Annotated in this window: 11 protein-coding genes and 2 pseudogenes; 10 read left to right on the plus strand and 3 right to left on the minus strand. The window is 36.2% G+C overall.

The features are described 5' to 3' along the window. On the plus strand, positions 1-872 hold an 872-nt coding region (locus PG766_RS12395; protein WP_147356975.1), incomplete at its 5' end, for an ABC transporter permease. A gap of 59 nt (positions 873-931) precedes the next feature. Here the strand turns inward: PG766_RS12395 and PG766_RS12400 are convergent. Beyond that, positions 932-1,462: pseudogene (locus PG766_RS12400) on the minus strand (MobQ family relaxase); the annotation flags it as partial. An 80-nt stretch (positions 1,463-1,542) separates the two neighbouring features. Between PG766_RS12400 and PG766_RS12405 the strand changes: the two are divergent. The 5 genes from PG766_RS12405 to PG766_RS12425 all read left to right on the plus strand — a co-directional run bounded on the left by PG766_RS12405 (position 1,543) and on the right by PG766_RS12425 (position 6,099). Next, positions 1,543-2,217: a response regulator transcription factor gene (locus PG766_RS12405; protein WP_014080778.1), complete on the plus strand. Its 675-nt coding sequence runs from the start codon at positions 1,543-1,545 to the stop codon at positions 2,215-2,217. After that, positions 2,205-3,383, plus strand: a complete 1,179-nt coding sequence (locus PG766_RS12410) for a sensor histidine kinase (protein ID WP_004612308.1) — start codon at positions 2,205-2,207, stop codon at positions 3,381-3,383. Before PG766_RS12405 ends, PG766_RS12410 begins: the two co-directional genes overlap by 13 nt. A gap of 116 nt (positions 3,384-3,499) precedes the next feature. Then, entirely contained in the window at positions 3,500-4,570 is a 1,071-nt protein-coding gene (locus PG766_RS12415; RefSeq protein ID WP_009265790.1) for an ABC transporter permease subunit, read from the plus strand. After that, positions 4,567-5,223: a transporter gene (locus tag PG766_RS12420; protein WP_243014480.1), complete on the plus strand. Its 657-nt coding sequence runs from the start codon at positions 4,567-4,569 to the stop codon at positions 5,221-5,223. Before PG766_RS12415 ends, PG766_RS12420 begins: the two co-directional genes overlap by 4 nt. A gap of 3 nt (positions 5,224-5,226) precedes the next feature. Next, on the plus strand, positions 5,227-6,099 hold the full coding sequence (locus PG766_RS12425) for an ATP-binding cassette domain-containing protein (RefSeq protein ID WP_270590918.1): 873 nt from the start codon (positions 5,227-5,229) through the stop codon (positions 6,097-6,099). 37 nt (positions 6,100-6,136) lie between these two features. Here PG766_RS12425 and PG766_RS12430 read toward each other — a convergent pair. Next, positions 6,137-7,329: pseudogene (locus PG766_RS12430) on the minus strand (tetratricopeptide repeat protein); the annotation flags it as partial. Positions 7,330-7,628: 299 nt separating this feature from the next. Between PG766_RS12430 and PG766_RS12440 the strand changes: the two are divergent. Both PG766_RS12440 and PG766_RS12445 read left to right on the plus strand, forming a co-directional pair. Beyond that, on the plus strand, positions 7,629-7,763 hold the full coding sequence (locus PG766_RS12440; RefSeq protein ID WP_270590919.1) for a hypothetical protein: 135 nt from the start codon (positions 7,629-7,631) through the stop codon (positions 7,761-7,763). A 265-nt stretch (positions 7,764-8,028) separates the two neighbouring features. Beyond that, positions 8,029-8,970, plus strand: a complete 942-nt coding sequence (locus PG766_RS12445; protein WP_118199224.1) for an Abi family protein — start codon at positions 8,029-8,031, stop codon at positions 8,968-8,970. Positions 8,971-9,040: 70 nt separating this feature from the next. On the opposite strand, the gene PG766_RS12450 is transcribed toward PG766_RS12445, so the two are convergent. Continuing rightward, on the minus strand, positions 9,041-9,226 hold the full coding sequence (locus PG766_RS12450; protein ID WP_117556442.1) for a hypothetical protein: 186 nt from the start codon (positions 9,224-9,226) through the stop codon (positions 9,041-9,043). A 169-nt stretch (positions 9,227-9,395) separates the two neighbouring features. Between PG766_RS12450 and PG766_RS12455 the strand changes: the two genes are divergently transcribed. Both PG766_RS12455 and PG766_RS12460 read left to right on the plus strand, forming a co-directional pair. Then, a complete protein-coding gene (locus PG766_RS12455) occupies positions 9,396-12,368 on the plus strand; it encodes a TOTE conflict system archaeo-eukaryotic primase domain-containing protein (protein WP_118199223.1) in 2,973 nt (990 codons plus the stop codon). After that, on the plus strand, positions 12,361-14,040 hold the full coding sequence (locus PG766_RS12460) for a recombinase family protein (protein WP_270590920.1): 1,680 nt from the start codon (positions 12,361-12,363) through the stop codon (positions 14,038-14,040). The genes PG766_RS12455 and PG766_RS12460 overlap by 8 nt, the downstream gene beginning before the upstream one ends. The last annotated feature ends 20 nt before the right edge of the window (positions 14,041-14,060 follow it).

Raw genomic sequence — 14,060 nt, forward strand, 5'->3', positions numbered from 1 at the left:
TGGATAATTCCTTACTGGCTGTAAGGGATATTAACCATAAACATATTGTAGTAGAATGGAGAGGGGAAAAATGCTCTTGGGATACATTTAAAAGCGGAAATTATGTGCTTGTAGATTATGGTGATAAATATGCAGAGCATCCGGTTTCTTATTATCAGACTGGGGATGTTTTTCAGATGGAGTACAAAAATGGAAACCAAAAAGATTACAAGGTCATTGGAGAAGCACTGATGCCATATGCATTGGATTATCCGTATGCGGACTGTATCTATATCACGGTATTGGTTCCCGAAGAGGAGTATATCACCCAGACAGGAAATGAATCAGCCATGTATGCTGCCATTGATGCAAAGAAGGGCGAGGACAAGCAGATAAAAGAATACATTGATAAAAATATTTTGAAAGAAAATGATATGATCAACGTGTTTTCTGTATTGGACATGAAAGAGAGCTTTCAGCGGTATGTCAGTAAATATTATATGATCGGTAGTTTTCTTGTTGTTATTTTAGCTTTTATTGGCATTATGAATTTCTTTAATACAACAGCAACTTCTGTAATTAGCAGAAAAAAAGAACTGGCACTTTTGGAAGTTGTTGGAATGACGAAAAAACAGATATCAAAAATGCTAGAGGCTGAGGGATTGCTATATTTGGGAGGCGCATTTATGATTGCAGTATTGTTAGTTGTGGTTGGAGCAAAGCAGATTTTAATAAATACGCTTGGTACGGCATTTTTCTTCCGGCTGCATCTTACGATAGTGCCATGTGTGCTTATGATTCCAATTTTGGTTGGGATTGCGTATGTGATACCAAAGTATCAGTTTGAAAAGATGAGTCGGGAAAGTGTTGTTGAAAGAATTCGTAAGGAATAATAACAATATATAAATTAGGCGTATGGATTTGCTGATCCATGCGCCTCTTTTTAAAGAAATTATAATTCTATATCATATGATTTTTTCTTAGTCCGAGCAGGCTGATTTTGTCGCATCTCCTGTTTCCTCTGATATTCAAGTTCCCATGCACGATGGGAGAAAACATCAGGATCCTCCACATTGAGATAATCCACCTCATCGGCTGCAATATCACGACGGTGATAGTCATAATATTTACCGAAAGTCCCCTTGAGCTGTTCAATCAGCTTATCCCGGAAATCAGGACGTATCTGGATTCTGGTATCCAGTAACTCGGTATATTGTTCTGGTTCAGGACGAAATTTTTCTTCCCGGAAAGCGGCGGCACCTTTTTCAAGCTGTTTTTTGAGCGAGATGTCCTGAGAATCCAGGATATCAAGATTGTTATTCATCTGGTCATATTTCTTGGATAGATTTGTCATATCTTTATCGGTAGAGCATTTTGCCTGGAAGATTAGCTACTCTTTCCGTTCCGTAACTTTAGCTTTGAGTTTCTTTTTAACGGTGTTGTATTTATTCAGTATTGGATTAAAATGATTCATCCAGTCATATTGTGCTTACGTTCTTCATGTACTCTTGTTGTGATTTTATTGTTTTTTATCGTATAATATGGATACTGGAGGTGGTTTGGATGAAATACAAGATTTTAGTTGTTGATGATGATAAAGAATTGGTGAAAATGCTTTGTAGTTATTTTAATATGAAACAATATGAAACCATTACGGCTACAGATGGAATGGAAGCATTAAATAAAATAAAAATGAAACCGGATATTATTTTGTTGGATATCAATATGCCACGCATGGATGGGATTGAAGTATGTCGCCTGATACGCAGTAAAGTGTTATGTCCAATTTTATTTCTGACAGCAAGAGTTGACGAAGATGATAAAATTAATGGGTTGCTTTCAGGTGGGGATGATTATATTACGAAACCATTTAGTCTTCGGGAGTTGGAAGCAAGGATTGTTACAAACATAAAGAGAGAAGAAAGGCATCAACAAAAAACGGAATACCGTTTCATGGATGAAATGCTGATTGATTATTCTGAAAAAATAGTAGCTATAGCTGGACACAGGATGGAGTTTACAAAAATTGAATATCAGATTATTGAATTCTTATCCATGCATCCAGGGCAGGTGTTTGATAAAGAACGTATATATGCACAAGTCTGTGGATATGATGCGGAAGGGGACAGTAGAACGATAACGGAATTAGTACGGCGTATAAGGAAAAAAATAGCGGATTATTCAGAAAAAGAATACATAGAAACTGTATGGGGGATTGGATACCGATGGAAAAAATAAGAAACTTGTCACTGAAAAAAACAATTCTGCTTTATTTTGTGATCAGCTTAACGGCAGCATTTCTGTTATCTGGATTTACAGTTCATTTTGCAAGAAATATGCAGAATAAAATATGGGAAAAATATATTGATTATGCAGATTATACGGACGTGTTTCAGCAATATGGAAAGAAATACGAGATTGAGATATCAAGACCTAATCAATCGCAGATGAATCGTTTGGACTATCATCTTTCGGAAATGTGTGACTTTATGGAAACATATTCGGTACTGATTTTTTCGATTGTTGGGAGTGTTGCTGCGGTATTCTTTTTTTATAAAAATAAGTTAAAGACACCTCTACAGGAACTAAAAGATGCCTCACAAATGATTGCAGATAATGAACTGGATTTTCATGTGTCCTATGAAAATAAAGATGAGATGGGAACTTTGTGTAAAGAATTTGAAATGATGCGAAGTGATTTAGCAGATAACAACAGAAAGATGTGGCGAATGATTGATGACGAGAAGGCTTTGCGGAATGCAATTGCACATGATATACGTTCTCCACTTTCCATATTGCGTGGGTATCAGGAAATGCTCTTAGAGTTTGTTTCTGCTGAGAGTATAAAAACAGAGGATGTTATTGATATCTTACAAACAGGCATGTATCAGATTGACCGTATAGAGCATTTCACGGAAAACATGAGAAAAATGTCCCATTTAGAACAGAGGGAACTGCAATGCTCAGAGATAGAATTATCGGAACTGGCAAAAAAGATTGAGGCAGAAGCTGCCATGCTGTCCAAGAAGGAAAGTAAATTATGTAAGGTAGAAAGAGTGCAGGAACAAAACATTGTGAAAGTGGATGAGGAACTTGTCATGGAAGTGACAGACAACTTACTGGAAAATGCGGTTCGATATGCACAAAAAAGTATTGCTTTGCAGATAAAGAAAAAGGATGGTTTTCTTATAATTTCTGTTGAAGATGATGGAATAGGATTTGTGGATACTGAGGAAAAAGTAACAGAACCATTTTATCATAAGAATCCACAAGATGATTTAAAGCATTTTGGCCTTGGTATGTATATTTCTCGTATTTTCTGTGAAAAGCATGGAGGGAATTTGAAAATATATAATGCCAGACAAGGCGGTGCTCATGTAGAAGCTCTTTTCAAAGCTGAATAAAAATACTTTATAAGGCTGAAATCACAAATAAAGTGGTTTTAGTCTTTTTTATTGTGAATTTATTGAGAATTGATTTGTATGATGTTGTTAAAGAAATAAAGAAAGGAAGAGATACAATGAAAACAATCATAAAAAGAAGTATACTTGATTATTTAAAGAACCCTGTTTTGTGGATTGGCTTGATTATTATAGTTGCCAGTATGTATCAATGTCTGTCATCGTATTTGCAAATTCATTATATCAAACAGAATGAACAGATCACACAAAATGACGTAGCATTGGAAGATGCTGATGTCATGGATGGGTACATTCCCACATCTGATGATAAAGAAAGAAGAAGGGAGTGGGAAGATACGATCAAAGAGACGTTAATGGACACCTCCAAAAATGGTTTTGGATTTAGCAGGCAGGAAGCAGATCATGTAATGAAAGAAATTCAGAATATGGATGTAAAGACTGCTTCTGAGTTTTTGGAATCCCAATATGGCTATTATAATGCAATATATGCTTATGAGGACCTTGAAATTCATAAGGGGACAGCAGAAGAAATCAATCATTATATCGAGCGGAAATTATCCGAACATTCTTTTTCCTGGTACTTTGCCAAAAAATTTACGGATTTTGCAGGATTGCATATGGCCTTTTTTGCAACAGTCTTGCTATCATTTTTATTTATTCAGGATACACGAAAAAGTACCTATGAATTATTACATACAAAGCCTGTTACGGCAATCCAATATATATGTGGGAAAGTAATAAGCGGATTCATTAGTATGCTGGGAGTATTAGTGATTTTGAATGTTATATTCTTTATGCTGTGTTTGAAAACGTCTTTAGAATCGGGCTTTCCAGTAACACCAATTGATTTTTGCGTGAATTCTCTGATCTATATTGTTCCGAATCTTTTGATGATATGTTGTGTCTATACAATTACAGCATTAATATTTAAAAATCCGCTTCCGGCAGCACCAATCTTGTTTTTACACATTATATATTCAAATATGCTGACCATGAAGAATGATATTTATTATATGAGACCGTTCTCTATTATGGTGCGATTCCCTGGCAGATTTTTTGAAACACATGTAGCCAAAATGTCAAACATAAATCAGATTATTCTTGTAATTTCATCAGTTATATTAGTATGTATTTCTGTTACAATCTGGAAAAGGAGGAGGGTTCATTGAAAACGGAACTAAAAAACTGCCTGTCGTTATATAAGATTTTTTATTCATGTGCATTTATACTGATATTGTGTGCTATTCATCCGATTATATACTATGAAGAAATCGGTTCAGCGATTCAGTCTCCAATAGCATTTTTAACAATTATTTTTTGTAGTGACACATATTTGATGGAAGTAAAAAGTAAGCGTGCCGATGTATTTCATTTGTATGATCAAAAAAAGCAGTTAAAAGTAATATCGCAGAGAGTGGGCGTTCAAATATTATATTTATTAATACTTTCTTGTGTTGGATATGTTTTGTTTTTCTGGCAAAAACCGGGCAGTGTAAACGAAGGCGTTTCAGGCACTCAGATATTCCTTTTATTTTCCATTGCAATGTTCGGAACCATCTGGCTTTGGAGTATATGCACTGTGATTTTGTGTACATTGCTTCGAAATATGTGGGCAGGTATTGGATGTTTATTTGGAATTGTCATTGGACTTATATCAAAAGCGGGAAGTTCATTTTTCGGAAATCTGGGATTGTTTTCTTTCAGCTTTTGTGAACCTACTCAATTAATGTCCGAGAGTTGGATTTATGGAACGCTTGTGTCTTTTATAACGGGGCTGTTTTTATTTGCAGTATTACCAATGGCTTTAAAGAAAAGAGGATAGATTATGAGTATTAGAATAAATGATTTAACAGTTAGATTTAAAAATGGTGTAGTTGCAGTAAATAAGGCATCTCTTGAAATACCCAAGGGAATTTACGGACTTTTGGGTGAGAATGGTGCTGGAAAAACCACTTTGATGAGGGTTCTTACAACCGTTTTAAAACAAACGGAAGGAATGGTTTCCCTTGATGGAATTCTATATAACGAGGGAAATTATGAGAAAATACAGAAAAAGATTGGTTATCTTCCACAGGAAATCGACTTATATCCGAATCTTACGGTGAAAGAATGTCTTGTATATATGGGGGGACTGTCAGGAGTATCCAGAAATGACCTCGAACAAAGAATTACCTATTATCTGGAAAAGACTTCTCTTACAGAGCATCAGAATAAAAAAATGCGACAATTATCTGGTGGTATGAAGAGACGTGTCGGACTCATACAGGCACTTCTTAATAATCCGGATTTTTTGATTATTGACGAACCAACAACTGGGTTAGATCCGGAAGAAAGAATCAGGATCCGCAATCTTCTGGTTGATTTTTCAAAGGATAGAACGGTGCTGTTTTCCACTCATGTAGTAGAAGATTTAGCAGCAACCTGTACACAGCTTGCCATTATGAAAAAAGGAAGTTTTTTATATTCCGGAAGCGTGAGTGGATTGCTGGAAAATGCAAAGGGCTGTGTTTGGAATTGTATGGTACAAAATGCAGAAGAGGCCCGTTTGTTAGAAGCCAATTATTCTATTTCATCTAAGCAGTATGTAGAAAATGGAATTCATATGAAAATATTAAGCAAAGGAAAGCCAAATGAGAATTGTGTCCTGGATAATGATATCACTTTGGAAGATGCATATATTTATTTGACGAATAGTTGAATATAACGGCGGGCAAGTTGCCCGCCGTAAATTGTACTTATTTTGTTAAAAGACCGGATAGAGTTTTTCCAATGGAAAATCCAATCTGTGGATATAACTCCTGAATCTCCTGATATTTTGCTTCAATCATTTCTGGTTCATCAGCCCAGATTTTTTCATATATTTTGAAAGCTCTTTTAAAATGTGTTTTGGCTTGCGGAAGATTGGCAGTCATCAGATAAATGGTTCCAAGGGTTTCCTGTACTTTGGCATAATCCAGACAGTCATCGGAATGGTATTCCTTGATGATGCCGGATAATTTTTGCAATTCGGAGATTCCTCTTTCGGGTTCCTGCTGTTCTGTCAGGAACATTGCATAATTGGCAATCTTAGGTATGCTGTCATTTATATGAAGCGTATCTTTTTCCAGTTTTATTGTTTTTTCAGGTTTGGTTTCAAGAGTTGCCTGAAAATCCAGTAATATGTGGCAGCGAGTTACAGATGGTTTTGTCTCTGAAAGGGTGATTTCCTGAATCATCGGATGCAGAGAGATAGTGCGACGTGTTGTTGTCTGAACGAAACCAGTCTCAATTAAATCGTTGATTTCATTTAGTGTGGGCAGTTCCAGCCATTTGGCAAATATACGGGCAGAAATACCGGTGGAAGGAAGAAAGCACATATTACACATGATATCCTGCTGTTTAAGAGATAAAGTGTATAACGAAAACAGCGTATGGATATGACTGTAATAGGTGGCCTTGCTGCTTTGTCCATCTTTGATTATTTTAATTTTATCTTCGTTATGGAAAGCTGCTTTTTCCACCTGAAGTCTTGTTAATAACTGGTCTGGAGTTGAGATTCCATTTTTCAGAAGTTTTGCTGCCAGTTCCACGGCAAAAGTATGAGAGTGAACAGTTTCGATGATCTTTTCAACTGTTGGCCGGTACGTGTCTGCCTCTGAATAAAATACTGATGCCAGCTGGAAGAGAGCGTTCATATCCTCTATTTCTTTTTACAGTATTCATCCAGTTTGCTTCTGGTTGTAAACAAAATCTGGCAGCGATATTTTAATACTACTGACAGAAAGCTGTCCTGTGTGGCAGTGACATTAAAATTATCTATGATAAGCAGAGTATCAGATTTCAGGGAACGCAGAAAACGGTTATGTCTTTGAAACCGTTCCTGGTCAGTGCTTTCCGGCGGATCATCAATAAAATCCATGTCAGTAATATCCTGATGAAGATTGCCGGATCATCCATAAAATCTTCAAATAATTCGTATAAAAAATCAGGCTGACTCATTTGATTACTTTCGCTGATATGATTTTTTAAGCAAGTGCTAATAGAAGAAAAATCGCATCGATTCAATAGAAATTCCCCTTTCGTAGTTAAGATTGAGTATATCTATCATAACACGAACATACATTCGATTCAAGAAAATACGGATATTTTTAAAGTGATTGTGTCAATTTACAATCAATTTCTATTCAATGTGGTTTTCAGGCAGGTTCTGTAAAATAAGCTCAGAACAAACAATAACGGGAGGAGCTTATGCAACAGAATATTGAATTTGAGCGGTGCATTGATTTTCTGGTATGGATGATTGATAAGTACGGCGATGAAGTCCTCCGGGAGTTGGAGGAAGAAAAACAGAATAAGGAAGAAAAAGAAGCGGCAGTTTCCTGAAATACAAAATGTAAATCAGACTGTCGCTTTTTCATGTATTTTTAAATCAAATAAATTTTAAAAGCTGATAAAAAAGAATGATAATTTGGAGAAAAATAGCATAGAATAGTTTTGAGCTGATATGACAGAGAATGTTTTGGCATATTGACAGGACATTTAAAATGACGTATACTAAGCTCAGTGATCGTTCTGTAGAAACTTGAGAAGCCTACAGGCGGGGGAGAGCCTGCGGGTCTCTCCCTCTTTTGTTTTAAGGAGAAATGAGATGCAGACACCGAAAAAATTCTCTTCTTTTAGTGACCAGGTTTCCTGGATCAGTGATGAAAAGGGAATAAAAATAAAAGACAGAGAATATGCGGAAGAGATGTTACGCCAAATAGGATATTTTCCTCTTATGGGAGGATATAAACATCTTTTTAGAATATCAAACACAAAAAAATATAAAGCAGGAACAAGTTTTGAAGAAATAGTCAGTTTGTATAAGTTTGATGCAGAGCTTAGAGAGTTGTTCTTTAAATATTTACTGCAGATTGAGCGACAGATGCGTTCTTTGATGTCATACTATTTTACTGAAATGTATGGAGCAGAGCAGAAGCAGTACCTGGATGCTAATAATTATAATAATACAAAAAGAAATCATGCAACAATCGTAAAGTTGATAGAGACCTTGAAACGGGCAACAACGACCACAGATTATACATATATCAATTATTACCGCAAGACATATGGTGAAATTCCATTATGGGTTTTGGCAAATGTACTTACGTTTGGAAACTTATCAAAAATGTTCCGAGTGTTTCCGCAGTCCTTAAAATCAAAAGTATCAAAAAACTTTGAACCTTTGAATCAGCATCAGATGGAACAGTTTCTATCTGTTCTCACTAAGTATAGGAATGTATGTGCCCATGGGGAACGACTGTTTACATACAGAACAGTAGATGCTATTGCGGATACACTGCTTCATAAAAAACTTTCATTACCACAGAGCGGTAATCAGTACGAAAAAGGAAAACAAGATTTGTTTGCTGTGGTGATTGCTTTTAGATATCTATTACCTGGAAAAGATTTTCTGGAATTTAAAAGAAAGCTCATAAAAGAGATTGACCGGGTAAACAGAGAAGTAGAGCATATAAGTGAAGTTGAATTATTGAATAAAATGGGTTTCCCGAAAAATTGGAAAAATATTACCAGATACCATTTAAATTAAAGAAATATCCTCTAAGAGATAGTGAAACACCTATTGTCTTAGAGGATTTTTTATTGAAGAATTTTAATATTTAAGAGTTTGTTTTTTTCCTTTTTGACATTAAAGATAAGATTTCTTGTGGGTTTGTCAACTGACGTCCGGGAAGTGTCTGCTTTGGTGTGCGGTCACGGTCGGCTTCGTCAATCGCTGCAATAAAAAGTTTTACGCTGTTTGGATTGGATATGACAAAATTATGAGTAATACTTGAAGTAGCCATACGAACACCTCCTCTTTTCGGGTTTTTTATGTATTAATTATACGATTGACAGAGAAATGCGTCAATAGGAAAAATAAGTATTGGAAATAGTTGGAACAAGTACTAAAATAAAGTTGGGACACAAAATAAAGGTTATATTACGAAATGATAAGAATTGTAGGTGGAAGGTTTGAACATAGAAGCATATGATGCGGATTCATTGAGAAAGATGGTTAGGTTGCTTGAATATGAGAACAAGATATTAAAAGATAAATTGAAGAAAGCAGGCATTTTCTATGAAGAGGTGAATCCTTTTGAAGAAAAAATAGAAAGTGCAGAAGAATATGACCTGGATCAAGGGAATCGTATTGTAAATCCACCGTATATTACAGAGAAAATGGCAATACGTTTCTTTTCGATGTTTTGGGGAAGAGAAGATGTATATGCCAGAAGAGGAAAGAACGGGGGCTATTTTCCACAATGTGCGAATCGTTGGAATGACCGGCTTTGCCCTAAACAACGTAAAGAGAAGGTATTGTGTGATGAATGTGAAAATACCAAATGGATTAGTTTGGATGTTAAAAAAATAATTGATCATTTGTTAGGCACAAAAGAAGATGGATCAGATGTAATAGGTGTATATCCTTTACTGCCAAATGGTACATGCAGATTTATTGTATTTGATTTTGACAATCACGAAAAAGGAGCAGAGGTTACGGACTTTGCAAATACGGATAATGAGTGGCATAAAGAAGTGGATGCGCTTAGAAAAATGTGTGAGCTTAATGGTATCAGACCTTTAGTTGAGAGATCTCGATCTGGAAAAGGTGCCCATGTATGGATTTTCTTTAAAAAAGCAATACCTGCGGCAACAGCAAGGAATTTTGGATTTCTCCTGTTAGACAAGGGTTCAACTTCCATCAATCTGAAATCGTTTCATTATTATGATAGAATGTATCCTTCGCAGGATGTGGCAAGCAGCATAGGTAATTTAATTGCATTGCCATTACAGGGGCAGGCACTTAAAAATGGAAATAGTGCTTTTGTAGATGAAAATTGGAATGCATATCCTGATCAATGGGATGCTCTTTTTAATAAAACAAGAAAGCTGGGAATAGAAGATATTGAACAATGCATGGCAAAATGGCAGGGAGAATTAGCAGAAATCAAAGGAACGCTTACTAATATTGAGAAGAATGTCAGACCGAAACCATGGAAGAAGAAATGTGAGTTTTGTAAGTCAGATGTTGTGGGCAAGCTTCACATGGTATTGGGCAATGGAGTTTATATTGATACTCTGAATCTTATGCCAAGAATACAAAATCAGATTCGTAGTTTGGCGGCATTTGATAATCCGGAATTTTACAAAAATAAAAGGCTGGGATATTCTAATTATTATAATTTCAGTGCTGTATATTTAGGTAAGGATATAGATGGATATATACAGATTCCGAGAGGACTGCGGGAAAATATTATACAGGAATGTGAAAAAGCAGGCATTTCAGTTGATGTTTCAGATCAAAGAGAAACAGGACAACCTATCAGAGTATCTTTTAAAGGTGATTTGCGAATGCAACAGGAATTAGCAGCAGAAAAATTATTATCACATTCAGATGGGGTTCTGAGTGCGGCAACTGCATTTGGAAAGACTGTAGTATGTAGTTACCTAATTGCAGAGCGAAAAGTAAATACGCTTATTTTGCTGCAAAGTAAAGATTTGCTTAATCAGTGGGCTGATGAATTGAATCATTTCTTAGAGATAAGAGAAGAACCACCGGAATATGAAACAAAAACAGGAAGAAAGAAAAAAAGAAATAGTGTGATAGGTATTTTGCACGGAAATAAAAATACGTTGACAGGGATCATAGATGTTGCAATGGTTGGTTCAATGTACAGCAGAGGAAAATTTAATGAACGGATTAATTCTTATGGAATGGTAATTATGGATGAATGTCATCACGCAGCTTCTAACACATCTATGGAATTATTGCAGAAAATAAATGCAAAATACGTATATGGTGTTTCTGCTACGCCTAAACGTGGCGACAGTCTTGATCGGATTATCTATATGCTGCTGGGACCTTTGCGACATAGATTTACTGCGTTGGAGAGGGCTAAGGAGCAAGGGATTGGACATTATTTTGTCCCAAGATACACAAGAGTAGTTGATACTGCAGAAAGCAAGGATAATATCAATAAAGCATATAATTTGATTAGTAGCAGTAAGGTGCGCAATGAAATGATCATAGATGATGTTATAACTTGTGTTGCAAGAAAACAAACTCCTGTAATTTTGACAAGATTTAAGGAACATGCAAAATTTTTACATGATGCCTTAAAGGAAAAAGCAGATCATGTATTCCTTTTGTATGGGGATAATTCGGATAAGGAAAATGCTGAAATAAGAGTAAAATTAAAGCAGATACCTGAAAATGAATCGCTTATTTTGGTGGCAACTGGTCAGAAAATAGGAGAAGGGTTTGATTTCCCAAGACTGGATGTATTAATGCTTGCAGCACCTGTATCTTTTGAAGGACGCCTGGAACAGTATGTAGGTAGATTAAACAGAGATTATGTCGGAAAAGAAGCCGTTTATGTGTATGATTATATCGATTCGCATGTGCGTTATTTTGATAAAATGTATGCAAAAAGATTGAGAACATATAGGAAGATGGGATTTTCAATCTGGACGCAAGAGTTGCAACCTAAACAAATAATAAATGCAATATTTGATTCTGTAAATTATACCGAAAAATTCGAGCAAGATATTGTAGAGTCAGAAAAAATGGTGGTAATTTCCAGTCCGGATATCAGACAGGATAAAATTGACAGATTTTTATTACTAGTCAAGAAGAGACAGGAAGTAGGGGTAAAGGTCACAGTTATTACAACAGATCCGGAAGATATTACTTACGGAAAGTCAGATGTATGTTATGAATTAATCAGAGCAATGCAATTGGTAGGAATAAATGTGATAACAAGAACAGAAGTAGAAGAATGTTTTGCCGTTATTGATGATGAAATAGTATGGCATGGCGGGATGAATCTACTTGGAAAAGCTGATGTCTGGGATAACTTAATGCGTATCAGAAATTCACAAGTTGCAACGGAATTGTTGGAAATTGCTTTGGGATGTTCTGAGGAGAGGAGGAAAAGTGAATAAAAAGATAAAATGTGATATCTATACCAGAGTATCCACAACCATGCAGGTAGATGGCTACATTCTGGATGCTCAGAAAGAAAAACTCAAGAGATATGCGGAATTTCAGAATATGGAAATCGTAAATGAGTATTCAGATGAAGGTAAATCTGGAAAGAGCGTAGAGGGCAGACCGGAATTTCAGAGAATGTTGGATAATATTGAGAAAGGAACAGATGAGGTTCAGTTTGTACTGGTGTTCAAGCTTTCCAGATTCGGTCGTAATGCGGCAGATGTATTAAACTCTTTGCAGAGGATGCAGGATTTTGGAGTGAATCTGATCTGTGTAGAAGATGGAATTGACAGCTCAAAAGATAGTGGAAAGCTGATGATTTCTGTTCTGTCTGCGGTGGCAGAGATCGAACGAGAGAATATCCTTGTTCAGACAATGGAAGGACGTAAGCAGAAATCCAGGGAAGGAAAATGGAATGGTGGATTTGCTCCGTATGGTTATGAATTAGTAAATGGAGAATTGCAGATTGCAGAGGACGAAGCAGAGATTATTCGTCTGATCTATGATAAATTTATTCATACCAATATGGGAATCTCTGCGATTGCTGCATGGCTGAACCAGCATGGATACAAAAAGAAAAAACGACAGAATAATACACTGGACGCATTTGCCGCTTCATTTATAAAAGGCGTTCTGGATAATCCGGTATACTGTGGAAAGCTGGCTTATGGACGAAGGAAAAACGAGAAAGTTTCTGGTACAAGAAATGAATACCGCATTGTAAAGCAGGAAAATTATATGCTGCACGATGGTATCCATGAAGGGATTGTTTCAGAAACAGACTGGGAGCTGGCACATCAAAAACGGGAAAAAACAGGTGTGAAATATGAAAAGACACATAGTCTCGATCATGAGCATATTTTATCCGGAATATTGAGATGCCCGTTATGTGGAAGTGGTATGTATGGAAACGTGAACCGAAAGAAAAAGAAAGACGGAACTTTATATAAGGATTATTTCTATTATGCCTGCAAACATCGTCGCCTGGTAGATGGTCATAAATGTGGATATCGTAAACAATGGAGTGAGGAGAAGATTAACAATGCAGTGGAAGAAGTTATTCGGAAGCTGGTGAAGAATCCTAAATTTGAAGAAGCAATTCTGAATAAAATCGGTTCAAGAATAGATACAGAAGAAATAGAAAAAGAGATTGAAAGACTGGAAAAACAGCACAGGCAGCTGACCGGAGCAAAAGGAAGACTTGGACAGCAGATGGACAGTCTGGATATCATGGATAAATTTTATGAGAAGAAATATCAGGATATGGAGACAAGGTTATACCGTTTGTATGATGAGATTGAAGACGTGGAGAACAGTATAGAGGAAGTCAAGAACCGCCTGCTGAATATCCGGCAACAGAAAATATCAGAAGAAAACGTCTATCAATTTCTTTTATATTTTGATAAACTATATGATAAGTTCACCGACCTGGAGAAGAAAGAATTTCTTAACAGCTTTGTGGAACAGGTGGACATTTATGAGCAGGAGCAGCCAGATGGCAGATTCCTGAAGCACATAAAGTTCCGTTTTCCGGTGTATTTTGGAGACAGGGAGACACAGGAACTTTGTTGGGACAACGAAAGCACCGTTGAGACTTGTGTTTTATTGTCCAAACTAGGATAAAAGCTGGCTGATTGGTAAAT

This window comes from Coprococcus sp. LG101-27, assembly GCF_027695515.1.
GTDB lineage: Bacteria > Bacillota > Clostridia > Lachnospirales > Lachnospiraceae > Allocoprococcus > Allocoprococcus comes.